Here is a 22,438-nt window from a genome sequence, read left to right as displayed (position 1 = left end):
CCGGCAGAAGACCAGTATACCTCAGCGCTTGTTAGGCTGGGCCTAATTCGCTGCTCCAAAATGCCCGCAAATTTAGCAGGTCTGCTTCAGGTTTGCCTATTCACGGGCCAGTCGGCGTCCGCACCCGGTTTGCGCGGCCCGTGTCAGGCTTTGAGCGTTTCAAGCAGGCGCCGCAACATCAGATCACACGCCTCAATCTGCGCGATCTCCACATACTCGTCAGCCTTATGGCCCTGTCCCTCCATCGACCCCGGACCACAGACGACGGTGGGAATTCCAAGAGCGTCGAAGAACCCCGCCTCAGTGCCGTAAGCAACCTTCGTTTTCCGGGTCTGCGCAAGCTGGACCATCTGGGAAACCACGGGATGATCCCCTGGCGTTTCGAGCCCGGGATAGGCCGTGATCCGGTGAAGGTCCAATCTGGCCGCCGGGCCATGGCGGGTGCGGACCCGGTCGGCTTCGTCCCTGATGCGCTGTTCAAGCTCGTCCAGATCATCCTGCGCCAGATGACGGATTTCAAACGTCATCTCCGCATGATCCGGCACGATGTTGAGCGCCCGCCCGCCGGAGAGCATGCCGACATGCACGGTGCTGTAGGGGATGTCGTACGCATCATCGCGTAAGCCATTTTGAGCGAGGTCAGTCTGGATCGTTTCAAGCTCCCTCACGAAATCCGCGGCCACATTGAGGGCATTGGTGAACCTCGGCGCGAGCGCCGAATGGCCGGCATCGCCAGTCACATCCGCCCGCCAGGCCCGTTTGCCTTTGTGGCCGGTGGCCACCTGCATTTCCGTGGGCTCGCCTATGATGGCGAGACTCGGTTTGCCGATAAGCGGACCGACCCGGTCGATCATGCGCGCAATCCCGACGCAGCCGATTTCCTCATCATAGGACAGGACCAGTTTCAGCGGCTCGCGCAGGTCCATCTTGCTGGCGGCCCCGGCCGTGGACAGCATCGAGGCCACGAACCCCTTCATGTCAGTGGTTCCGCGCCCATAAAGACGGTCTCCCTCCCGCGTCAGGCGGAATGGGTCGCGGGTCCAGTTTTGGCCGTAGGTGGGTACGACATCCGTATGGCCGGAGAGCAGCACACCGGGGCCTTCCGGACCGATCTCCGCCACCAGACCGGCTTTCGGCATGTCCGGATCATTGATGCGGGTAACCCGTGCGCCAAGATGCCGCAGGAAATCCTCAACATGGTCGATCAGATCGAGGTTTGACCGCTTACTGACCGTGTTGAAAGCAATGAGCCTCTCCAGAATTTCGAGCGTGTTCAAAGCCGTAACCTCATGAACAAAGTGTATTCAGGACACCGAGAACCTGGGCCGGGTTCGTCTGCGGGTTCACGAAGCAGAGCCGGAAAACCATCTCCCCGCGCCAGCGGGTCGGCAGGCAGAGCAGGGCGCCCGACCGCCGATGAACCTCGGCCCACCCGATCATGTCCTCCTCGGACATGCCATCGGGCCGGAACAGGATCACCGTCAGTTGTGGTCCCAGCAGGCGCGTCAGGCCGTCCAGCCCGTCGATACCCTCCGCAACCTCCGCCGCGATTTCACGCGTACGGGCAATGGCGCTGGAATAGGCCCGGCTGCCATGGGTTGCGAGGGAAAACCACAGCGGCAGCCCACGCGCCCGCCGGGTCAGGTGCAGCGCATAGTCGGACGGGTTCCAGTGGGTTTTGTCCACCGTGTCGAGATACACCGCTTTCTGTCCATGCGCGGCCGCGCCGTGACCCGCGTCGCGATAGATCAGCGCGCAGGAGTCGTACGGGGCGAACAGCCATTTGTGCGGATCGACGATCAGGCTGTCGGCCCGCTCGATACCGTCGAACGCCGGGCGCATTTCCGGATCAGCCAGAGCCGCGCCGCCATAGGCCCCGTCCACGTGCAGCCACAGCCCGTGTTCGTCCGCAATTTCGGCAAGCCCTCCGATGTCATCCACCGCGCCGCAGTTGGTGGCGCCGCCATTGGCCACGATTGCAAAGACGTTCCCGGCCAATGCCTCCCTTGCCGCGTCCGCGGACATACGCCCTGTGTCGTCAGCCGGAACGGTGATCAGCTCCGCATCCATGACACGCGCCACGGCGGCGATGGAACTGTGTGCCTCGGACGAGCAGAGTATGGCGCGGCGGGCGTGGGTGTTGTGCTGGCGCGAGTGCCATTCGCGCGCTGCATGAAGCGCGGACAGATTGCCAAGAGTGCCACCCGCCACGAAAACACCACCCGCACTGTCGGGCCAGCCCGCCAGGTCCGCGAGCCAGCGCAGCGCCTGGTTTTCCGCGTGAATGGCTCCGGCACCCCCGTCCCAGTTGCCCGCGAATATCCCCGCAGCCCCAAGCGCCGCATCAAAACTCAGCGCGGCCCGCGATGGTGCGGCGGCCACGAAGGACAGGGAGGTCGGATGCCCGAACGGTCGTGTGGCCGGAACGATTGTGTCAGTGAACAGTTCAAAGGCCCGCTGCGCCCCCAGGCCATCCTCCGTAATCGAGCCACCAAGAACCGTTTCAAGTGCCGCAAAAGCCTGGGCGCCATGCGTGGGGTCCGGGCCGTCCGCGATGCGCATTGCGGTCCAGTCGAGCATCTCCCGCGTTATGTCTTCGGAAAATGGAAACGGATCGCTGCTCATTCCGCCGCCAGATCCGTGATTTCCCGGCGAAATGGCAGGTCGTCACCAATATCCGCACCATCCAGTTCCCGCGCATAGCGGTGCCCGGCATAGGTGGCCCAGGCAATCGGCCCCGGCGCCTCCGCATCGCCAATAATACGAACCGACCGGATCCCGGCATCTGCCCAGTCAGCTTCGCGGGCCATCAGATCGTGATAAATGCGGTTGTTCTCAAGCTTCGACGCGACGACCACTACGGCGTCACAGTCGATGCGCCGGGTCTGATCGGTGTAGATGCAGTTCGACACCACGTGACCCGCCGCGATTTTGACCACACCCCGGTTCAGCACAATCTCCACACCCATCTCCGCAAGACGCCGGTGGATCGTGTGCTGTTCCAGCGTGTTGATCGTCCAGTCCGAGAGATATGCCGAGGGCGTTACAATCGTCACCTCACACCCCTGGCCGCGGAGCAGTTCCGCGAGAACTCCGCCCATGTAGTAGTGGTCGTCGTCATAAATGACCACGTGACCCGTCGGGCGTTTGCCGTCCATGATGTCGTCCGGCGTGAAAACCGGCATGGCCCCGTCCATTGGGAACGGCACCACATGCTGGCGGCTGACGCCATCGGCACGCCATTTCGCGCCGGTGGCGATGCAGATGTTTTGAAAGCCAAACTCCAGGATCGCCTCCGCATCGAGGACGCTGTCGAAATATGTCTCGACATTGGGCTTTTGGCTGATCTGGTATTCGCGGTAATCCGCGACACGGCCCCAGGCTGAGAGGCCAGGCAGGTGCCGCTCCCGCGCTACCCGACCGCCCAGCACCGTACCGGCCTCCGCCAGGGCCACGTCGTATCCACGCTCCGCCAGGGCCCGTGTGGCCTCCAGTCCGGCGGGTCCGGCACCAACCACGAGTACGTTTTCGCTGTCGCCTTTGGCATTCATGTGTTCGGGATGCCAGCCCTTGCGCCATTCCTCCATAAACGTCGGGTTCTGGGTGCAGCGGCTGATCGACATGGTCATGTCACCGGTGATGCAGATATTGCAGCCGATGCACTCGCGGATGTCCTCGATCCTGCCTTCCGCGATCTTGTTCGGCAGGAACGGATCGGCAATGGATGGCCGCGCGCAGCCAATCGCATCAAGCACGCCGGATTTGACCATACGGGCCATGACATCGGGCGAGGTGAAACGGCCGACACCAACCACGGGTTTCGAAGACAGCTCGCGAATGCCGCGCACCAGGGCCTCCTGCGCCGCCTCCTCCTTGAAGCGCGACGGGCCGGAGCAGTCCTCCCATGTGCCATGTGCGAGGTCCCAGAGATCCGGCAGGTCTTTGTTCATCTCAATGAACTCACGCACCTCCGCGTTGGAAAATCCCAGATCACCAATGGTTTCGTCGAGCGACACCCGCAGGGTCAAACCCATCGTGTCGCCTACGGCGTCGCGAATATCGGCGATGACTTCCCGCGCGAAACGGGAGCGGTTTTCCAGACTGCCGCCATATTTGTCGTCGCGCATGTTGGTGGCGCGGCTCAGGAAGTGCTGAAAAATCCCGAAGCCATGGGCACCGTAGAGGCAGATCAGGTCAAAGCCGCAGGATCTCGCACGCTTGGCCGCATTGACGAACCACCGCCGCAGGTCGCCAATTTCAGCCTTCGTCAGGGCGCGCGCCTGCATCGGATCGTTGGTGAAGGTCCGGATGGGTCCGGGTGATACCGCCCGCGGCACCTCTTTGGTATAGAGGTTCGGTCCGTTGATCCCGGAATAGGCCAGCTGAATACCCGCGAGCGCGCCGTGTTCCTTCATCCGGTCGGCCATTTTGGCCAGCATCGGCATGTCCCGGTCTTCCCACAGGCGCAGTTCGATGAAAGGCGTGATCTCGGACGTGTGGTGCATCTCGCACTGTTCGGTGAAGATCACGCCCCAGCCGCCTTCGGACTTGATCCCGCGCATGGCGGCGGCGGCGGATGGGTCGCGATAGCCGCCGCCGTTACAGTGCGGCACCTGGTAGAACCGGTTTTTGGCCGTGACCGGACCAATGGTCAGCGGTTCAAAAAGCACCTTGTAACGGGAATCGGGTCCGTCCAGCATATGTCCTCACTCCTGTCGGCTTGGCGGCAGATTACAGGCTGCGTTCCGACACAAAAGTCCTGGTGGCGAAAGCATGGCTTAGTCTCTGTCTAAGTCACAAAAGGGCGGTCCCGCCGATCCGGCTCAACCGACCTGCATGCACCATCCCGGCCACGAACTCGATGAAGGCCCGCACCGCGTTGGACCGGTCCGCGTCCTGCGCCGTCAGCAGCCCCATACGCAGTGGGCGAACCTTGCCAGCAATGGGAAGTACCCGAACCGGGTTTCCATCGGGTGAAGTGTCGCTGAGCGGCCGCACATTGGCGATGGAATAGCCAAATCCGTTGCCCACCATCGAGCGCATCACCGCCATGTCGCGGGTGCGTTCCGTGATGACCGGCTTGCCGTCCAGACCGTCGAAAAGGGACAGGAAATAGTCGGAACTCAGCGGCAGATCGAGCAGAACCATGGGATGGCCGCTCAGGTCCTCCATGGTCACACCGTCCCTATCTGCGAGAGTATGATCGACGCCCATCAGCGCAATTGGAGGCAGTTGCATCAGCCCGGTGAACTGCAGATCCGCGGGAAGATCCAGATCATAGGTCAGGGCCAGATCGATCTCCGACCGGCGAAGGGCGCTGAAAATCTCCACCTGGTTCATTTCATGCTGGCGCAGCCGGACCTCCGAATATTTTTCCTCGAACCCGCGGCGCACGGCGGGCAGGACAAGTTGCGCGAATGTCAGCAGACACCCGACACTAAGTGGCCCCCGGACCGATCCGGAAATGTCGCCCGCAATGTCCATCATCGCACCGGCCTCGCGCAGCACAATCTGGGCCTGCGCCAGAAGCTGCCGCCCAGCCTGGGTCAGCGACAGGCCCTGGGCGTGTTGTCGCACAAAGAGGCGAATGCCGAACTCGGCCTCAAGCTGCGATATTGCCGAGGAAATCGACGGCGACGACACGTTGATGCGCTCGGACGCCCGCGCAATGCTGCCGGTTTCCCCCACGGCCACAAAATATTCCAGTTGCCGGAAGGTGTAACGCAGCATGGGCGGTCCCTGAACAGTTGATCCGCTCAAATCCTGACCCCGAACCGTGCGACCTTCAAGCCCAGGAATTTACCCGAGCTGCTCCCTCGCGCGTCTTACTCGTCGCCTGGTACGCCATAGGAGGGCGCGGCGGACGGGTCGAGCGCGCGCTGGACATAGGCCTCAAGCTGCGGTTTGTAGACCTCCCAGGCGGTCGCGACCGCCTCGATCGGGCAGTCCTCCGTCCAGTCGCAACGTAAATCGGCTACGGGCCAGCTGACCTGATCCACCAGCATCATCCCTGCGGAATGCACCGGCCCGGCCTCGCCACCCGCGGCCAGGCCCGCCCGCATTGCCGCGATCAGCCGGTCGCCCAGGTGACCGGTTGACTGCTCGAAGCCCTCCACTATGGCCTGCGGCACGCCATTATTGGCCAGAAGATTGCCGCCCGACGCCACGTCGCGGCCTTCGGCCTGCGTCCAGATCCCCAGCGAGTTCGGCCCCGAATGAATTGCGGTGCGCCCCTGTTTGTCGATGGCCAGAACCTGGCGGTATTCGACAAAGCGTCCCTGATCCCGCACACCCGCAATGGCCTCGACCGCCGACATGCCGCCCTGCATCAGATCGAGCGCAAACGGACCAAGCGTGGGGTCGGTGACGTTCTGGCTTGCCACGGCGCCCACGCCTGCCCGCGCGTAGGAGCAGCGCGCGGCAACGGCGGGCGAGGACGACGAGATTGCCAAGCCGAACATGCCGGTCCGCGAACAACGGGCTACGAGTGAAAAGGTCATCGTTGGTATCCCTCCGGAATGACGGCCGTGCCGTCAATTTCCACCAGCCATTCCGGACGGGCAAGGGCCTGCACCACCAGGCCGGTAGAGACCGGATACACCCCTTTGATATACTCACCCATGGTCCGGTAAACGGCCTCGCGATGGCGCACATCGGTGATGTAGACCACCACCTTGACCAGGTGCGACATCTCACCGCCCGCTTCCTCGATCAGCTGACGGATGTTCTGCATGACCTTGTGGGTCTGCTCCACCGGGTCATGGCTCCCGATGTTTTTGGCGTCGTCCAGGTTCTGCGGACACTGACCCCGCAGCCAGACGGTTTTTCCGCCCTGGGTGACCACCGCCTGGCAGAGGTCGTTGTCGAGGTTCTGTTCGGGATAGGTATCGCGCGTGTTGAATGTGCGGATACGGGTGTGGCTGCTCATCTGCGTCTCCGTCCAGGGGCGGGTTTCGGGCACCGTGGCAGCATGACGAAGGCCGCGCGGATTGAAAAGTGCCGGCAGCCCTTACCGCTGGTTAGCGCGGGCCTAAGCGGCGTTAGCCTGAATGGAAGCAAGGCTTCACGATTGACTTGTTTCGAAAACCGCGAGCGCCCCCATAGGTTTGCAGCCGAGCGGATCATGAGGAGTTACGCCATGGAAAAAATCGACACGGTCGTGGTTGGCGCGGGCCAGGCGGGTGTTGCCATGAGCGAACACCTGACGGGGCATGGCATCCCGCATGTGGTACTGGAACGCGACCGGATCGCCGAACGCTGGCGCACGGGGCGTTGGGACTCGCTCGTCGCAAATGGTCCTGCCTGGCATGACCGCTTTCCCAATATGGAATTCGACTGCGACGGTGACGCCTTTGCCGACAAGGAAAGCGTCGCCGCCTATTTCGAGGCCTATGCCAAACGGCTCGACGCTCCCATCCGCACAGGCGTTGAGGTGAAGTCCGTGACGCCGAGGGACGGTGGTTTCCTGCTGGAGACATCCGGCGGCCGAATTGAAGCCCACAACGTGGTCGCGGCGACCGGACCCTTCCAGAAACCGGCCATCCCGCCCGTCATTCCGGCCGACGCGCCACCGGTTCAGATGCACTCCAACGCCTACCGCAACCCCGACCAGCTGCCTGATGGCGCGGTTCTGGTCGTGGGTGGTGGGTCCTCCGGCGTCCAGATCGCTGAGGAACTGATGAAGGCGGGACGCAGGGTCTACCTGTCCATCGGACCCCATGACCGGCCACCCCGCCGCTACCGGCAGAGGGACAACGTCTGGTGGCTTGGCGTCCTCGGCAAATGGGCGGCAAACACACCCGGACCGGGCGCCGAACACGTGACAATCGCCGTTAGCGGGGCGGAAGGTGGAAAGACCATTGATTTCCGCAGGCTGGCGCAGCAGGGCATGACACTGCTCGGCATGACCGCGGGCTATGACGAAGGGAAGGTCACCTTCGCCGATGACCTGCGCACGAACCTCATCGCCGGCGATCAAAACTATCTCTCGGTTCTCGACGAGGCGGATGCCTATATCGCCAAGCATGGGCTTGATCTGCCGCCCGAACCGGAGGCGCGGTATATCCCGGAGGATCCCGACTGCGTAACGAACCCCATCCTGGAACTCGATCTGGTAGAGGCCGGGATTGGCACCGTTCTCTGGGCCACCGGATATCAGTTTGATTTCGGTTGGATCAGGGCGGACACGTTTGACGACAGGGGACGACCGGTCCATGAACGCGGCGTGTCGCGGGAACCGGGCATCTACTTCGTTGGCCTGCCATGGCAGAGCCATCGCGGCTCATCCTTCATCTGGGGCGTATGGCACGACGCGAAATTCATCGCGGACCAGATTGCCATCCAGAACGGCTACCGCGCCTATGAGGGGCAGGCCGCGATCCGGATGCCGCAGGCGGTTTGAACCGGGTCCCTTACAGCCGTCCTCAATCCGGACCAAACGCGTGCTGCGCCTGAGCCCCGTAATGCCCTTGTAAATCCCCCGCACATGCGAAACTAAAACGGGGTGAACCCACGCGGGTAAGGGGCAGGGAATTTGAAAGACGAGCACATCAGTGTCGCGCGCAATACGCTATTGATCGGCAACTGTCCGCAGGATGTCGCCGACGAAATCCTCGCACGAGCCACGGTCCGGTCCTGGGATCGCGGCGAGCGGATTTTTGCGGCCGGTGATGATGCCCAGACCATATACATCGTGCTCGACGGCTGGGTGAAGCTATTCCGCATGACGGCAAGCGGTGCGGAGGCTGTCGTGGGCGTGTTTACCCGGGAGCAGTCGATTGGCGATGCTGCGGCGCTCCGGGCCGATGTCTATCCGGTTTCGGCAGAGGCGGTAACCTCCTGTCACCTCATGCAGATTTCCGCGAGCCATATCATCGACATCATGCTGCGCCGTCCGGAGGCCTGCCTCGCCATTCTGTCGAGTACGCTCGTCCACCTGCGCTCACTGGTGAACCAGGTTGAATCACTGAAAACCCGCAACGCGCCACAACGGGTGGCCCAGTTCCTGATCACTCTGACAGCGGGTGAGACCTCCGGGCCATGCGAGGTCGAACTGCCCCATGACAAGGTGCTGATTGCCGGGCGGCTTGGCATGAACCCCGAGAGCCTGTCGCGGGCTTTTGGCAGGCTGAAATCTCACGGTGTGACCGTGACCGGCAATGCCGTGCGGATTGCCGACCTGTCGGAACTGATCGCCTTTGCCGAGGTCGACCTGCCGTAGATCCGGCCGCTAGACGGTCGCGCCCTTGTGCCGGATCGCACAGCCTGTGAGGCCCGCCAGAACCCCGATCAGCAGCGAAATGCCGTATTCGGTCATCGTGATCGGCACATGGGTCGAATGCGAACCACCCAGTAGAAACGGCGCGAGCAGCCCCACCAGACCGCCCATCCCGGCAGCGATGGGCCAACGCCGGGTCGTCATTCCAAGCGCAACGCCCAAAATGCCGGGCAGACCGAGAATGGCCCCGCCAATTGTGCCGAGCAGGTCGAGAAAACTGAGCATGTCAAAGCCCTCCGTAGTCCTGTTGTTACGGCCCCGACAGGTGCGGGGCCGCTGCCGGTTCAGTTGCCGGTGCTGTCGAGATAGGTCCTGACCGAGGCCAGATCGGTTTCATCCTGGGACAGCGCGCCTGCGCCGGCCAGTTCGTCCACCACGTGCTGGTACTCCTCCAGGTAGCCCGGGGCCAGGTCATGAGCGATGCCCTGGTGGCAGTCGATGCAGGTCATGTTTTCGTCCAGCGCCCGCTGGTGGTTCTCGGCCGCGCGGGTTTCCTGAATGGTGAAGTCCATGTACTCAAAGGCATGACAGTTGCGGCATTCCCGGCTGTCGCTGGCCTTCATTTTCTTCCAGACCGCGGCCGCCATCTCCAGACGGCGCTCCTCGTATTTCTCAGGCGTCGAAATGGTGCCCAAGACCTCGTGATAGACGTCCTTCACGGCCATGATCTTGGCCTTCATCTTGTACTGCCACTCATGCGGCACGTGACAGTCTGAACAGATCGCGCGCACGCCCGAGTGGTTGTTGTAGTGGATCGTCTCGCGGTACTCGGCGAGGTTCGTTTCCATGGTGTGACAGGAGGTGCAGAACTCCTCCGTATTGGTCAGTTCCAGGGACCAGTGAAACCCGCCCCAGAAAACGATCCCGCCAAGGAAACCCGCAATCAGAAGGAAACCCGCACTGATGACGCCCGTCGGGCTCCAGAACCAGTCCCAGATGCGCAGGGGCCATATTCGGCGGCGTGGTGTTGGGTCTTTGTCCGGCATGGTGTTACTCCCGGTGCATTGCGTCAGTGCGCTGAGCTTGAGGCTTCAAAATCGTTGCCCACGAGAGCGGGCGCGTCGGCCTGTGGCACGTGACACTGGTTGCAGAACCAGCGCGTTCCCGCGACAGTGTCGAGCTGGTTGCCATTGCGGTCGAGGTAATGGGTCATCGACAGGGTCGGCGCACCACGCTCGCCCGCATTGCTCCAGTCGTGACAGCTCAGGCACTGGTTGGTGCGCCGGTCGATCTGGTACTGGTCCATTGAATGCGGAATTGTCGGCGGCTGCTGACGGTAGTTGCGCACCTCGCGGCCCTCCTGCTGCTGGTAGACCTCAACAGCGGGCAGGGTGGCGTCAACCTCCGCACCCCGCAGTGACTGGACGGAGCCGCCCGACTGGGCAAGGACGAGCCCCGAAACAAGCAGGCTTGATACAAGTGCGGAAAATCCCGCAATGATCGACAGTTTCATTTCATCCCTCCGGTATCGGCCCTGCGGCCGGTTTGTTGGCGACGGGTTCGGGCCGTGGCGGCGCTTCGATATGGCTGTCAAACCGGTGCGTAAACGAGAACACATCGACCGAACACACATCGATGCAGCGCCCGCAATTCGTGCAGTCGGGTGACAGGATCAGGGGTGTTGCCGCGCCCTTCCCACGCAGGGCGGGGGCGATGACATGGTTTTCGGGGCAGACCGCGAAACAGTCCATGCAGTCGTCGCAGGCCGCCCGCCTGGACGCTGACACGCGCAGAAGGCTGCCGGTGCCAAGCAGGCCATAGAACGCCCCCACGGGGCAGAGATGCCCACACCAGCCGCGCCGCGACACGAACAGGTCAAACAGGAACACCATCAGCACCAGCGCCCAGGCAAAGCCGATCCCGAAAACCAGCCCCCGGTGCAGCATGGTGATGGGGTTGACGATCTCCCCGGCGACAACGCCGGTCAGGGCCGACACCACAAGAACGGCCCCCATCAGCCACAGCCGTGTGTGACGTTTGGGCTGCCAGCCCTTTTGCAGTCCAAGCCGTTCGTGCAACCAGTGTGCCGCGTCGGTGACCGGATTGATCGGGCAGACCCACGAACAGTACAGGCGCCCGCCGATCAGCGCATAGACGGCCAGAACAATCACGGCGCCCATCAGTGCGGTCATCTCCGGCCAGTGTCCCGCCACCATACCCTGCAGCAGCACAAACGGATCGGTCAGGGGCAGCACGCCAAAGGTGCGCGAGCCCGCGAGCGTCCCTTCCACCCACCAGATGCCAAACCACGGCCCCAGCAGGAACAGTGCCAGGAAAAACGCCTGGGACAGACGGCGCAGGATCAGAAACCGGTGGGCCAGCCACCAGCCCTTGTCCTGGATCGCCTCATACCCGACCGGGAGTGCGGTTTTTGCCTTCATTGCTCCGCTCCCGGCACCGTGAAGGCGGGCTCAAATCCGCCCGGTGCGGCCAGATTGTCCGTGCCAGGCCCTGGCAGGCGGTCGGGCAGGTCAATAAGCCCGTCCACCAGCGGCGCGCCGTGGTTATCCTGCTCCTCCCAGCCCTTGCGGTAATGCTCGGCGGAAGAGCCCCGGGCGAGGCGCACCGGCAGCACCTTGATCGCGGCTTCCGGCAGGACGCAGCTCTTCTCGCAGACGCCACAGCCGGTACAGTGATCCGCATGGACGGTCGGCGCGAAAATCGCATGGTGGCCGGAGCGGTCATTGTGCGACATTTCCAGCGTGATCGCCTCGTCAATCACCGGACAGACCCGGTAGCAGACGTCGCAACGAAGCCCGAGGAAATTCAGGCAGTTCTCCTGATCCACCAGGACGGCGGTGCCCATGCGGGCGTCGTCAATGTTCCGCAGGTCCGGATCAAGCGCACCGGTGGGACAGGCGGCGACGCAGGGAATGTCATCGCACATCTCGCAAGGCACCTCACGGGCGGTGAAATAGGGCGTGCCGGTCGCCGGGCCATCGGATCCCAGTTCAGCCAGGCTCAGCGTGTCATAGGGACAGTCCCGCACGCAAAGGCCGCAGCGGATGCAGGCCGCGAGAAAATCCTCCTCCGGCAACGCCCCGGGCGGGCGCAGCGCCTCGGCGGGCAGGGCGCGGGAGTCCGTGGCAAGCCAGGCAAGCCCAGACCCCGCAACTGCACAACCCGCACCCATCCGCGCGGTATCCGTAAGGAACCGGCGGCGCTGGGGGGACATTGGTGCGTTCGCGGCAGACATTTCAGGCTTCCGTGGCGGTCAGGGCGGCGCGCGCAATTCACGCGCCGCGTTTTACTCAATCAGGCGCGTTCGACCTTGCAGGCGCACTTCTTGAAGTCCGTCTCCTTGGACAGGGGACAGGTTGCGTCGAGGGTGAGCTTGTTGATCAACTGGCCCTCATCGAACCACGGCACGAAGACGAGCCCCCTGGGCGGCTTGTTGCGGCCACGGGTTTCCACACGGCTCAGCATCTCGCCACGGCGGGTGGAGATCATGATCTCCTGGCCACGGCGCAGCCCACGGGCCTCGGCGTCCTCGGGATGCATGAACACAAGCGCGCTGGGGAAGGCCCGGTGGAGTTCCGGCACGCGGCGGGTCATCGATCCGGAATGCCAGTGCTCCAGAACCCGGCCGGTGGCGAGCCACAGATCGTATTCCTCATCCGGCTCCTCGGCCGCGGGTTCATAGGGCGAGAAGATGATCTTCGCCTTGCTGTCCTTATGGCCGTAGAAGGCAACCTCGGTGCCTTCGGGCACGTAAGGATCATAGCCCTCGCGGAAGCGGTAGAGCGTTTCCTCACCATCAACCACGGGCCAGCGCAGGCCGCGGGCCTGGTGATAGACGTCGAAATCCGCAAGGTCGTGACCGTGACCGCGACCAAATGTGGCGTATTCCTCAAACAGACCCTTCTGGACGTAGAAACCAAAATGCTCCGCCTCGACATTGTCGAAGCCTTCGGCGGTATCGCTGAGCGGGAAGCGGTTCACGTTGCCGTTCTCGTACAGCACCTCATAGAGCGTTTTGCCGGCAAGTTCCGGTTTCTTCGCGATCAGCTCCTCGCCCCAGGCTTCCTCGACCGTGAAGCGTTTGGAGAATTCCATGAGCTGCCACAGGTCCGATTTGGCCTCGCCCGGAGCCATGACCTGCTGCCGCCAGAACTGCGTCCGGCGCTCGGCGTTACCATAGGCGCCCTCCTTCTCAACCCACATGGCGGTGGGCAGGATGAGGTCCGCGGCCATGGCGGTCACTGTCGGATAAGGATCTGAAACCGTAATGAAATTTTCCGGATTGCGATAGCCGGGGTAACCTTCCTCATTGATGTTGGCCGCGGCCTGCATGTTGTTGTTGCACTGGACCCAGTAGGCGTTAAGCGTGCCGTCCTTCAGCGCCCGGTTCTGGGCGACCGCGTGCAGGCCTGGTTTGTCGGGAATGGTGCCTTCGGGCAGCTTCCAGATTTCCTCGGAATGGGCACGGTGCTCCGGGTTCGTGACCACCATGTCGGCGGGCAGGCGGTGCGCGAAGGTACCCACCTCGCGGGCCGTGCCGCAGGCCGAGGGCTGGCCGGTGAGCGAGAAGGGCGAGTTGCCCGGCTCGGAGATTTTTCCGGTCAGAAGGTGGATGTTGTAGCACGACCCGTTGGCCCAGGAGCCGCGTGTGTGCTGGTTGAAACCCATGGTCCAGAGCGACATGACCTTGCGGTTCGGGTCGGCATACTGCTGCGCCAGGGCCTCCAGCTGATGCACGGGAACGCCGGACAGTTCAGAGACCATTTCCGCCGTGTAGTCGGCAACCGAAGCGGCGTATTCCTCGAAATCGATCGGTGTAAGCTCGCCCGAGTTCGGGTTTTGTGCCGCCTCTTGGAGCGGGTTGGTATCCCGGAGGCCATAGCCGATATCGGTCGCGGTCTTTGTGATATTAACATGTTTTTCAAGGAAATCCCAATTCACCGCGTCGTTCTGGATGATGTAGTTGGCGATGTAGTTGAGGATCGCCAGGTCGGTCTGTGGCTTGAAAACCAGAGCGTTATCAGCGAGTTCAAACGACCGGTGTTCAAAGGTCGACAGGACATGAACCTGGGCCCCCGGTTTGGTCAGGCGGGTGTCGGTCAGGCGGGACCACAGGATCGGGTGCATCTCCGCCATGTTGGAGCCCCAGAGCACAAAGGTGTCCGCGTGCTCGAAATCGTCGTAGCAGCCCATGGGCTCGTCGATGCCGAAGGCGCGCATGAAGCCGACCACGGCCGAGGCCATGCAGTGGCGGGCGTTGGGGTCGATATTGTTGGAGCGGAAACCGGCTTTCATCAGCTTGGCGGCGGCGTAGCCTTCCCAGACCGTCCACTGGCCGGAGCCGAACATGCCAACGGAGGTCGGGCCCTTGGCGGCCAGGGCCTCCTTCCATTTTTCCGCCATGACATCAAAGGCTTCATCCCAGCTCACCGGTTCGAAATCGCCGTTTTTGTCGTAAACGCCGTTCGATTTGCGCAGAAGCGGCGTGGTCAGGCGGTCGGTCCCGTACATGATCTTGGACAGGAAATAGCCCTTGATGCAGTTCAGGCCGCGGTTCACCGGAGCCTCCGGGTCGCCCTGCGTTGCGACCACGCGGCCTTCCTTGGTGCCGACCAGCACGGAGCAGCCGGTGCCGCAGAAACGGCATGGGGCCTTGTCCCAGCGAATGTCAGTGTTTCCAGGGGTTTGTGCGATGGCGCCGTTGGGAGCGAGGTTGATGCCGGCCGCCGCCGCGGTGCTGGCCGCTGCGGTGGCTTTGAGGAAGGTGCGGCGGGATTCCGAGATGGTCATGCGTCAGGTCTCCGGCTGAAATGCGGCGAGCGGGGCCCGCAGCGGGATGTCTTCGAAATGATGGTAGTTGAGCGTCAGGGTGATCACGCCCGGGATCTGGTGGAGCGCCATGATGGTGTCGGAGGCGAGCGTGTCTTCCGTGTCTTCGACCACGACGACGAGGCGTCCGTCCTCCGTCTGGGCATGGACCTCAACGCCCTGAATTTGCTCGATTTCCTCGCGCGTGGCGACGATGGTGTTGCGGTTCACGTGAACGAGACATCCGCAGATGTTCATGCCAGGGCCTCCTGGGCGGGTTCGGGGATGGTGAAGGTGATGGCGCCGGCGGGGCAGACGAAGGCGCATTCCCCGCAGCCCGTGCAGGCGTCCTGGTCGATCAGCGGCACGGAGCGGCCGCCGGTCTGAAGCCGGAACCGGATGGCCCGCTCGCCGCATCCGTCCTCGCAGGCGCGGCAGGCGATGCCGCCGAGGGAGAAGCAGTTGTCCTGAACCTCCGCCCGCCAATCCCAGCCGGGAGTCACGCTCTCAGCGAGGGCTCCGGTGGGGCAGGCCTGGGCGCATTCCTGACAGAAGGTGCAGGCGCCGTTTGAAAAATCGATCCGCGGGCCGTCGGAAGGAGTTTTAATAATTATACTTTCAGGACAGGCACTTACGCAATCACCACACCGGGTACACAGGTCCATGAAATCCGGCCCGGCACCGGGGGGACGCATGTGTCTCTCGGTTTCCCGGGCGAAATGACCCCGGAGAAAACTGCGGCGGCTCGGTGTGGACATACTGTCTTTCCTGGCTCTTTTGCGCTTCTCGATACTGTCGGTTTGCGGTTCAAAGTCAAGCTTTGTGCTGCTTTTGGTTGTGCGGCATGCACCCAGAAAAATCCTCGTGGGTGTGACACTAAACAGTGACCTCCGGGCCGGCCTTGATTTCGGTCAAGTTGGGTAACAGTAATTTCAGGTACGCTCACTGCCCGGATTTTTCGGGTCGAAACTGTGCAGAAATTGCGCTGGAAATGGCACAAACGTGTGTCAAAGTGGCACAGATGTGCATGGATTTGGCACAGATTGTGAGTCAAATGGCACAGATTGCACGGGGTTTTCCCGAAAACGGCTGGTCTGGGAACAAGCTGGAGGTTTGCGGGAGAGCAGCCATTCTCATTTTAAAGCGACCCTGCAAACTTCCCGAATTCAAACCCCGGTAGCCCGGGCAGGAGCCTCTTCCGGTTTTTTGCGATGCGCGATCCGTTGTTCACTGCTGCGTATCCGGCGGAATTCATGGTGTCGGTTTGCCTGTCGGGGAAGACCGGGTATCACCAACGATCCTGCCTTCCTCCATACTGATTATCCGGTCGGCCAGTTCCAGGATGCGATTGTCATGTGTCACCATGACTGTTGTTGTCCGGCGCGTCCGCCCCATGGCCTTGAGCATTTTAACGACATTCAAACCCGCTTCCCTGTCCAGAGCGGCAGTCGGCTCGTCCGCAAAGATGACTTCAGGGTTCGAGACCAGTGCACGGGCAACGGCAACGCGCTGCTTTTGTCCGCCTGACAGGTTTCCGGGCAGGTAATCGACGCGGTCGGCAAGACCGAGGATGTCCAGCATATGAATTGTTGCGCTCAACTGTTTGGCCGCATTCCCAGGTCCGTGCACCTGCAATCCCATCAGGACATTTTGTGCGGCGGTGAGGCTCTCATGCAGGTTGTGCGCCTGAAAGATAAAACCCAGTCGTCGTCTGAGCATTACCATTTGGGCTTCGTGGGCTCCATGCAGTTCCTGGCCCAGAAGTTTGATACTTCCATCCTGCACCTCACGCAGGCAGCCCATCAGCGTCAGCAGAGTTGTTTTGCCTGATCCGGAGGGCCCCATCAGGATTGTCAGGCTGCCCCTCTCGATACTGAGGTCAATGTCTCCAAGCGCCTGCTTGCGCGCTTCGCCAACGCCAAAGAAATGGTTGAGGCCCGCCACGTTGATCGGGTTGTCTTCCACCATCAGAACAGATCCGCCGGATCGGCGCCCGCCAGCCGTCGTGTCGCGATTGCGCCTGACAGTGTACATGCCGAAAGGGTACCCAAAAAGACAAGGATGGCGCGGCCTGCATCCATGGCAACAGGGAGGCTGGTCACTGAACTGAGGCCCGCATAAAGAAAGAGAGAGACTATAAAGCCGGGAATAAACCCAAAGATCGCAAGTACGACCGCCTCCTCAAATACAATGCCAAGGAAAAAGGGCTGGCCGTACCCCATCGCCTTGAACGTCGCGTATTCCCGCAGATGATCGGCCACATCGGTCGACAGCACCTGATAGACAATGACAATGCCGACAATAACCCCGATCAGCACGCCAAACCCGAATATGATACCTGTCGGACGTTCGGTCGACATGAACGCCAAATCGGCTGCCGCCGCGCCCTCGAGGGATTGAACCTTCACGCCTTCGGCCGGCAAAACCATTTCAATCCGCTTAACGATACGCTCGACGGACAGGTTATCATCGACCTTGACAAGTATGTGACTGGGTGTCCCGCTGGAACGCTGTTCAAAAAACCGCAGGAATGTCTGGTCCGACAGAACCACCGTGCCATCCGCCAGAAAACCGCCGCCGACTTCGATGGTTCCAATGGCTGTCATGGTTTGGCCCTTGACCTCAAATGCAAACGGTTGACCCGCCAAAAGCCCTGTAAAGGCGGATTGGGGAACCCCGCGTGTTTGCGTATCGAGAAGGGCGGTGTTCTCGATATCCAGTTTCCTGAGAGAGGCCGCGACGGGTGCGGAAAAAAAGGACGGGCTGGACGTATCCATACCAAAGGCCAGCAGCGACACCGAAGTGCCATCCTGCAAGGTGAAGGGAAGGGAGCCAATGAACAGGGGCGTGGCGGCGGCGACGCCCGGCACGCCCAGAACCTGAAACATCCGCACCCGGGCGATATTGCCGCTATCGGTGAGCGTGTTGCCATCCGCGGACGAAATGATGATGTCGGCGTCGAGCATCGAGTACGGCGCGACAGTTGACCCGTTCAGAGCGCCCAGTATACCCAGTTGCATGAACACGAGCAGGTTGGCAAAGGCCACACCGGCGATCGCCGCGGCCAGCCGCGCCCTGTTATGGGAGAGCTGCAACCAGCCTATGGGAAGACGGCCAAAAAGGCGGGTGAGAACCCTGCTCATTCAATACGGCCCGCATCAATCCGTACGATCGTTTCGAGGTTGGTGAAGCGCCGGGCCTGAACCGACGCGTCCTGATCGAGCATGACAATGACATCAACCACCCGCGCATCCGTGTTGGCTGCGGGGTCATCGGACGTGATGGATTGACGACCAATCTCAAGCCCAATGGCCGAAACAACGCCATTCAGATCCTTAGACAGCGCCGCGGCGGTGACGGTGACGGGATCGCCGATGGCGACACGGCCAATCATGGTTTGGTAAACCTCCGCCTCAACCGTCATTTGGGAGGTGTCCCCCAGGTGGATGATGCCGGAACTGGCCGGGCGCTCGCCGACGCGAGCATTGATATCAAGGACGGTACCGTTTTCAGGTGCGCGTACATATGCGCGCTCGAGGTCCTGCCGGGCACGGGCAAGATCGGCGCGGGCCGCTTCCAGATTGGCCTCGGCCACAGCGATGTCGGCCTGAACGGTCTCTGACCCGGTATCATAGCGTGACAGGGTTGCGATACTGCGTTCGACGTCACGGCCGGCCTCGGTGGCCCGCGCGACCAGCCGATCGAATTCCGCGCGCGTAACGATACCGCGCTCAAAAAGGGAAGTGGCCCGATCCAGATCCGCCTGCGCGACACTGGCCGTGGCCTCGGCCCGTTCAAGGGCCGCATTGGCCTCGTCAATGCTTGCACGAATTGCGGCGCGTGTTTGCAGCAGGGTGGCTTCTCGCACGGCAACAATGGCCTGAGATGAGGCGACGCTGGTTTCCAGTTGAGGCAGGTTGTCAAGAACCGCGAGCACGTCGCCCTTCTTCACACTGTCCCCTTCGGCGACAGGAATTTCAGCAATCCGCGCATCTCCCGCACCTGACGGGGTCGCCACGCGGATCACATCCCCACGCGGAATAATCCGTCCCAGGGCGACAACGTCACCTTCGCTGACAACAGCGATTTCTTCCTGTGACGTCACTTTCTGGATCGCCACGGCGATTGGCGTTTCGGTCCCCGCACCGGGCTCAAGTCCCGTTGCCTTAAAAAACATACGCAATCCGGGCGGCTGGAAATACATTCCGATCACGGCGCCGCTAAAAAGTGTGAGCATGAACAGCGGGATCAAAAACAGCCTTGACCGGCCCGTGACTTTTGAAGCGGGCACGGATGCGGACGTGTCCAGCCCGCTGTCTGCAAGTGGCATCGGAGTTGCACTGTCGGTCGTTCCGGTACTCATCAGCACCCCCTGGCTCCCACCAGTGTCCTCCGGCAAGCGCCCGTACAGTTGAAAGTATGGGACACGCGACGGGCAACACCGACGGGCTGAAAGCGTAACGTTACCCCTGTATTTGATTCCTGGAGTGTGGTGAACCCTTTAACCAGGATCTGATTTTGCCCGATTGTACCGTTCTTCCCGCGCACGTCGCTGAGATCCGTGACAGGTGTTGCCGGCCCGGATTGGAAAGCGCAGCCTGTACCGGTTGGCGCCTGTCGTGGACTGACCCCTTTCTGACATTTGGGAAGAGATCGGGGCCAGGGCGCACCTGGCGTGCCGATCCGCGCCGACGGTTGTGACCTCAAAAATGAGTGCCCCAGCGGGGGTGCGTATCATCAATGATCAGGGCATGAGTGTGAGTCCGGTGACCCTGGAGGTGGGGGTGGTCGAGCGGCAGGTTGTCATGTCGGTGTTCGACTTCGGGGAGGTCGTCGGACGGCCATAGAAGGAGCGCCGCGAAGAGACCGAACACCGATATCAGGCAAAGACCGGTCAATGCGGATACGCTGCCGTATGCGGTCAGGAGCCAGCCGGAGAGCGGGTAGACGACCAGCCAGCAGGCATGGCTGAGCGCGAACTGGGCGGCGAAGATGGCGGGTCGATCCTCCGCATGGGCCGACCGTTTGAGAAGTCTGCCGGATGGGGTGAGTACGGCGGAATATCCCAGACCGACGAGCAGCCAGGCTCCGAGCAGCATTGGCCAGGTGAGGCCGAAGAACGCCACTTCGATTGCGAGTGCCATGAGTGTCAAAACCATCAGCGCCGCACCACCAAGCATTACGGTCCGGTCGGGCACGGGAACGAGAAGCCGGGGAAGGAACAGGGCGGTGAGCATTGAACCCGCACCGAAGGCAAACATGGTCCAGGCCAGGGCGCTTTCGGGAAGCCCGAGTGTCCCGCGCACGAGGACGACCGAGTTGACAAGTACCATTGCGCCGGACGCCGCTGCGGCGAGGTTCAGCGCCAAAAGCCCCCGCAGGCGCGGGGTGGCGAGGTAGATGCGGATGCCCCGTGTCATGCGGTCGAGGATGCCACGCGGTGCGGTCGGCTCCGGGCCTGGCAACAAAACGGACATGACCAGAAGGGCCGACGCGGCAAACCCGGCGACCGTGCCGATGAACAGCGCGCTGTACCCCAATACGGCGAGGAGCAGTGCGGCAAGCATGGGGCTCACGACGTTTTCGAGGTCGTAGGCGAGGCGTGAGAGTGAGAGGGCGCGGGTGTAGCGTTCCTCATCGGGCAGTACGTCGGGGATGGTCGCCTGGAACACGGGTGTGAAACCGGCCGACGCGGATTGCAGCAGGAAAATCAGGAGATAGACCTGCCAAACCTCGGTGACGAATGGCAGGCAGAGGGCGGCGGCGGCCCTCACCAGATCGAGTGCCACCAGCAACGAGCGGCGGTTTATGCGGTCGGCGAAAGCGCCCGCAACCGGCGCGACGCCAACATAGGCCACCATCTTGATGGTAAAAACCGTACCAAGAACCATCGCGGCTCCCTCGCCCGCCAGATCGTATGCGAGCAGGCCGAGGGCGACCGTAGCGAGACCGGTCCCCAAAAGGGCGACCACCTGTGCAAGGAACAGGTGGCGGTAGGTCCGGTCGGTGAGGATATTCAGCATGGGGCGAGGCTATTCCTGTCGAGGACGTGAAACAAGCGGGACGGGCCTGGTGGGCCGTCACAAAAATTACACATGAAAACGGCTCTGGCCACCTGGAACCTTTTGGAAATTGAGAGTACGGGAAACGGATTGCAGGTGAGGCTGGAGAGACATGACCGAGACGCCCGTTGATGCAGGACCGCAGAGCCAGGGCGGGACGCCCGGGGAAGTGTTTGGCGCTTTTTTGAAACTTGGGCTGACCTCGTTTGGGGGGCCGATTGCGCATCTTGGGTATTTTCGCGATGAGCTGGTATCGCGGCGCGGGTGGCTGTCGGATCAGGCCTATGCCGATCTGGTGGCGCTGTGCCAGTTTTTGCCGGGTCCGGCGTCGAGCCAGGTGGGGTTTGCGCTTGGCATGATGCGGGCGGGCTGGCTTGGGGCGCTGGCGGCGTTTACGGCGTTCACGCTGCCCTCCGCGCTGATCCTGCTGGTGTTTGCCATGACGGCGGCGCAGATTTCCGGGCCGGTGGGGACCGGCGCGCTGCACGGGCTGAAGGTGGTTGCGGTGGCGATTGTGGCGCAGGCGGTCTGGGGGATGGCGCGCAACCTCTGCCCGGACCGGGAGCGTGCCGGTATCGCGGTGGCGGCGGTGGCGATCCTCGCGTTTTTGCCTGGGGCCTTTGGCATGGTGGGGGCGATTGCCTTTGGTGCGCTGGCAGGCCTGGCGCTGGGGCGCGGCACCACGCAGCAGGTGAGCGGGCATGTGACCATGCCGGTGACGCGGTTGCAGGCGGGCGTGTGCCTAAGCCTGTTTGCGGGGCTGCTGGTTTTGCTGCCGGTCATCGCGGGAGGGTCGCAGGGGTTGCAGGTGTTTGACAGTTTTTACCGGGCCGGGGCGCTGGTGTTTGGCGGCGGGCATGTGGTTTTGCCGCTGTTGCAGGCGGAAACGGTGGCCACGGGCTGGGTTGGCGCGGATGCTTTCCTGGCGGGCTATGGCGCGGCGCAGGCGGTGCCGGGGCCGCTCTTTACCTTCGCGGCCTATCTGGGGGCCGTTTTGGGGCCGGAGCCAAATGGCGTGGCCGGGTCGGTGATTGCCCTGGTGGCGGTGTTTTTGCCCGGGTTTCTGGTGCTGGTAGGTGTTTTGCCGTTCTGGGACAGGTTCCGGTCCATGGCCGCGGCGCAGTCGTTGATGCAGGGTGCGAATGCGGCCGTGGTGGGTATTCTGGGGGCCGCGCTTTATGCGCCGGTGTTTACCGGTGCGATTGGCGACATGCGGGATTTTGCGCTGGCGCTTTTGTGTTTTGTGCTGCTGATGATGTGGAAGACGCCGCCCTGGGCGGTCGTGATTGTCGCGGCCCTGGGTGGTGCGGCGCTTGGGGTGTGGGGCTGA

21 protein-coding genes are annotated in these 22,438 nt (G+C 62.4%); 3 read left to right on the top strand and 18 right to left on the bottom strand.

All coding sequences use genetic code 11. The annotated features are described in order from the left end of the window. Window positions 1-143 precede the first annotated feature (143 nt). From argE to ACP15P_RS10215, 6 genes are all read right to left on the bottom strand, one after another. Entirely contained in the window at window positions 144-1,277 is a 1,134-nt protein-coding gene (argE, locus tag ACP15P_RS10240) for an acetylornithine deacetylase (protein ID WP_424928354.1), read from the bottom strand. 10 nt (window positions 1,278-1,287) lie between these two features. Beyond that, complete coding sequence (locus ACP15P_RS10235) at window positions 1,288-2,625, bottom strand: pyridoxal phosphate-dependent decarboxylase family protein (protein ID WP_424928353.1); 1,338 nt, start codon at window positions 2,623-2,625, stop codon at window positions 1,288-1,290. Continuing rightward, window positions 2,622-4,700 carry an oxidoreductase gene (locus tag ACP15P_RS10230; protein WP_424928352.1) on the bottom strand — a complete coding sequence of 693 codons (2,079 nt, stop codon included), beginning with the start codon at window positions 4,698-4,700 and terminating at the stop codon, window positions 2,622-2,624. The genes ACP15P_RS10235 and ACP15P_RS10230 overlap by 4 nt, the downstream gene beginning before the upstream one ends. Window positions 4,701-4,794: 94 nt before the next feature. After that, window positions 4,795-5,730, bottom strand: coding sequence for a LysR substrate-binding domain-containing protein (locus tag ACP15P_RS10225; protein ID WP_424928351.1), 936 nt, complete (start codon window positions 5,728-5,730; stop codon window positions 4,795-4,797). Window positions 5,731-5,825: 95 nt separating this feature from the next. Beyond that, complete coding sequence (locus ACP15P_RS10220) at window positions 5,826-6,500, bottom strand: DUF1028 domain-containing protein (RefSeq protein ID WP_424928350.1); 675 nt, start codon at window positions 6,498-6,500, stop codon at window positions 5,826-5,828. After that, complete coding sequence (locus ACP15P_RS10215) at window positions 6,497-6,928, bottom strand: RidA family protein (RefSeq protein ID WP_424928349.1); 432 nt, start codon at window positions 6,926-6,928, stop codon at window positions 6,497-6,499. Before ACP15P_RS10215 ends, ACP15P_RS10220 begins: the two co-directional genes overlap by 4 nt. A 210-nt stretch (window positions 6,929-7,138) precedes the next feature. On the opposite strand from ACP15P_RS10215, the gene ACP15P_RS10210 reads away from it, so the two are divergent. Further along, on the top strand, window positions 7,139-8,401 hold the full coding sequence (locus tag ACP15P_RS10210; protein WP_424928348.1) for a flavin-containing monooxygenase: 1,263 nt from the start codon (window positions 7,139-7,141) through the stop codon (window positions 8,399-8,401). Between the two features lie 132 nt (window positions 8,402-8,533). Next, window positions 8,534-9,220 (top strand): Crp/Fnr family transcriptional regulator, encoded by a 687-nt coding sequence (locus ACP15P_RS10205; protein WP_424928347.1) that lies wholly within the window; start codon window positions 8,534-8,536, stop codon window positions 9,218-9,220. A 9-nt stretch (window positions 9,221-9,229) separates the two neighbouring features. Here the strand turns inward: ACP15P_RS10205 and ACP15P_RS10200 are convergent, their stop codons facing one another. From ACP15P_RS10200 to ACP15P_RS10145, 12 genes are all read right to left on the bottom strand, one after another. After that, window positions 9,230-9,502 carry a hypothetical protein gene (locus tag ACP15P_RS10200; protein WP_424928346.1) on the bottom strand — a complete coding sequence of 91 codons (273 nt, stop codon included), beginning with the start codon at window positions 9,500-9,502 and terminating at the stop codon, window positions 9,230-9,232. Between the two features lie 59 nt (window positions 9,503-9,561). Continuing rightward, window positions 9,562-10,263, bottom strand: a complete 702-nt coding sequence (locus tag ACP15P_RS10195) for a NapC/NirT family cytochrome c (protein WP_424928345.1) — start codon at window positions 10,261-10,263, stop codon at window positions 9,562-9,564. 23 nt (window positions 10,264-10,286) lie between these two features. Next, on the bottom strand, window positions 10,287-10,730 hold the full coding sequence (locus ACP15P_RS10190; RefSeq protein WP_424928344.1) for a nitrate reductase cytochrome c-type subunit: 444 nt from the start codon (window positions 10,728-10,730) through the stop codon (window positions 10,287-10,289). A gap of 1 nt (window position 10,731) precedes the next feature. Beyond that, window positions 10,732-11,658 carry a quinol dehydrogenase ferredoxin subunit NapH gene (gene napH / locus ACP15P_RS10185; protein WP_424928343.1) on the bottom strand — a complete coding sequence of 309 codons (927 nt, stop codon included), beginning with the start codon at window positions 11,656-11,658 and terminating at the stop codon, window positions 10,732-10,734. After that, window positions 11,655-12,473: a ferredoxin-type protein NapG gene (gene napG / locus ACP15P_RS10180; RefSeq protein ID WP_424928342.1), complete on the bottom strand. Its 819-nt coding sequence runs from the start codon at window positions 12,471-12,473 to the stop codon at window positions 11,655-11,657. The genes napH and napG overlap by 4 nt, the downstream gene beginning before the upstream one ends. A 59-nt stretch (window positions 12,474-12,532) precedes the next feature. Then, the gene (gene napA / locus ACP15P_RS10175) at window positions 12,533-15,028 is read right to left on the bottom strand and encodes a nitrate reductase catalytic subunit NapA (protein ID WP_424928341.1); all 2,496 of its coding nucleotides are present in this window, start codon (window positions 15,026-15,028) and stop codon (window positions 12,533-12,535) included. A gap of 3 nt (window positions 15,029-15,031) precedes the next feature. Continuing rightward, entirely contained in the window at window positions 15,032-15,304 is a 273-nt protein-coding gene (locus ACP15P_RS10170; RefSeq protein WP_424928340.1) for a chaperone NapD, read from the bottom strand. Then, complete coding sequence (gene napF, locus ACP15P_RS10165) at window positions 15,301-15,804, bottom strand: ferredoxin-type protein NapF (protein WP_424928339.1); 504 nt, start codon at window positions 15,802-15,804, stop codon at window positions 15,301-15,303. The genes ACP15P_RS10170 and napF overlap by 4 nt, the downstream gene beginning before the upstream one ends. A 493-nt stretch (window positions 15,805-16,297) precedes the next feature. Next, window positions 16,298-17,014, bottom strand: a complete 717-nt coding sequence (locus ACP15P_RS10160; protein WP_424928338.1) for an ATP-binding cassette domain-containing protein — start codon at window positions 17,012-17,014, stop codon at window positions 16,298-16,300. Next, window positions 17,014-18,189 carry an FtsX-like permease family protein gene (locus ACP15P_RS10155; RefSeq protein WP_424928337.1) on the bottom strand — a complete coding sequence of 392 codons (1,176 nt, stop codon included), beginning with the start codon at window positions 18,187-18,189 and terminating at the stop codon, window positions 17,014-17,016. The genes ACP15P_RS10160 and ACP15P_RS10155 overlap by 1 nt, the downstream gene beginning before the upstream one ends. Continuing rightward, window positions 18,186-19,409, bottom strand: a complete 1,224-nt coding sequence (locus ACP15P_RS10150; RefSeq protein WP_424928336.1) for an efflux RND transporter periplasmic adaptor subunit — start codon at window positions 19,407-19,409, stop codon at window positions 18,186-18,188. Before ACP15P_RS10150 ends, ACP15P_RS10155 begins: the two co-directional genes overlap by 4 nt. Before the next feature lie 340 nt (window positions 19,410-19,749). Continuing rightward, a complete protein-coding gene (locus ACP15P_RS10145) occupies window positions 19,750-21,069 on the bottom strand; it encodes an MFS transporter (RefSeq protein ID WP_424928335.1) in 1,320 nt (439 codons plus the stop codon). 151 nt (window positions 21,070-21,220) lie between these two features. Between ACP15P_RS10145 and chrA the strand changes: the two genes are divergently transcribed. Next, a complete protein-coding gene (gene chrA / locus ACP15P_RS10140; protein WP_424928334.1) occupies window positions 21,221-22,438 on the top strand; it encodes a chromate efflux transporter in 1,218 nt (405 codons plus the stop codon).

It is taken from the genome of Amaricoccus tamworthensis (assembly GCF_049800875.1).
Classification (GTDB): Bacteria; Pseudomonadota; Alphaproteobacteria; order Rhodobacterales; family Rhodobacteraceae; genus Amaricoccus; species Amaricoccus tamworthensis.
The sequence above is the reverse complement of the archived record's forward strand: the minus strand, read 5'-3'. Positions and strand labels throughout refer to the sequence as shown.

Coding starts and splice junctions, on each gene's coding strand:
- ACP15P_RS10215 (WP_424928349.1), bottom strand. CDS start 6,928: ATGAGCAGCCACACCCGTATCCGCACATTCAACACGCGCGATACCTAT.
- ACP15P_RS10160 (WP_424928338.1), bottom strand. CDS start 17,014: ATGGTGGAAGACAACCCGATCAACGTGGCGGGCCTCAACCATTTCTTT.
- ACP15P_RS10200 (WP_424928346.1), bottom strand. CDS start 9,502: ATGCTCAGTTTTCTCGACCTGCTCGGCACAATTGGCGGGGCCATTCTC.
- ACP15P_RS10230 (WP_424928352.1), bottom strand. CDS start 4,700: ATGCTGGACGGACCCGATTCCCGTTACAAGGTGCTTTTTGAACCGCTG.
- chrA (WP_424928334.1), top strand. CDS start 21,221: ATGACCGAGACGCCCGTTGATGCAGGACCGCAGAGCCAGGGCGGGACG.
- ACP15P_RS10150 (WP_424928336.1), bottom strand. CDS start 19,409: ATGAGTACCGGAACGACCGACAGTGCAACTCCGATGCCACTTGCAGAC.
- napA (WP_424928341.1), bottom strand. CDS start 15,028: ATGACCATCTCGGAATCCCGCCGCACCTTCCTCAAAGCCACCGCAGCG.
- napG (WP_424928342.1), bottom strand. CDS start 12,473: ATGTCTGCCGCGAACGCACCAATGTCCCCCCAGCGCCGCCGGTTCCTT.
- ACP15P_RS10220 (WP_424928350.1), bottom strand. CDS start 6,500: ATGACCTTTTCACTCGTAGCCCGTTGTTCGCGGACCGGCATGTTCGGC.
- ACP15P_RS10235 (WP_424928353.1), bottom strand. CDS start 2,625: ATGAGCAGCGATCCGTTTCCATTTTCCGAAGACATAACGCGGGAGATG.
- ACP15P_RS10190 (WP_424928344.1), bottom strand. CDS start 10,730: ATGAAACTGTCGATCATTGCGGGATTTTCCGCACTTGTATCAAGCCTG.
- napF (WP_424928339.1), bottom strand. CDS start 15,804: ATGTCCACACCGAGCCGCCGCAGTTTTCTCCGGGGTCATTTCGCCCGG.
- ACP15P_RS10155 (WP_424928337.1), bottom strand. CDS start 18,189: ATGAGCAGGGTTCTCACCCGCCTTTTTGGCCGTCTTCCCATAGGCTGG.
- napH (WP_424928343.1), bottom strand. CDS start 11,658: ATGAAGGCAAAAACCGCACTCCCGGTCGGGTATGAGGCGATCCAGGAC.
- ACP15P_RS10210 (WP_424928348.1), top strand. CDS start 7,139: ATGGAAAAAATCGACACGGTCGTGGTTGGCGCGGGCCAGGCGGGTGTT.
- ACP15P_RS10145 (WP_424928335.1), bottom strand. CDS start 21,069: ATGCTGAATATCCTCACCGACCGGACCTACCGCCACCTGTTCCTTGCA.
- ACP15P_RS10225 (WP_424928351.1), bottom strand. CDS start 5,730: ATGCTGCGTTACACCTTCCGGCAACTGGAATATTTTGTGGCCGTGGGG.
- ACP15P_RS10170 (WP_424928340.1), bottom strand. CDS start 15,304: ATGAACATCTGCGGATGTCTCGTTCACGTGAACCGCAACACCATCGTC.
- ACP15P_RS10195 (WP_424928345.1), bottom strand. CDS start 10,263: ATGCCGGACAAAGACCCAACACCACGCCGCCGAATATGGCCCCTGCGC.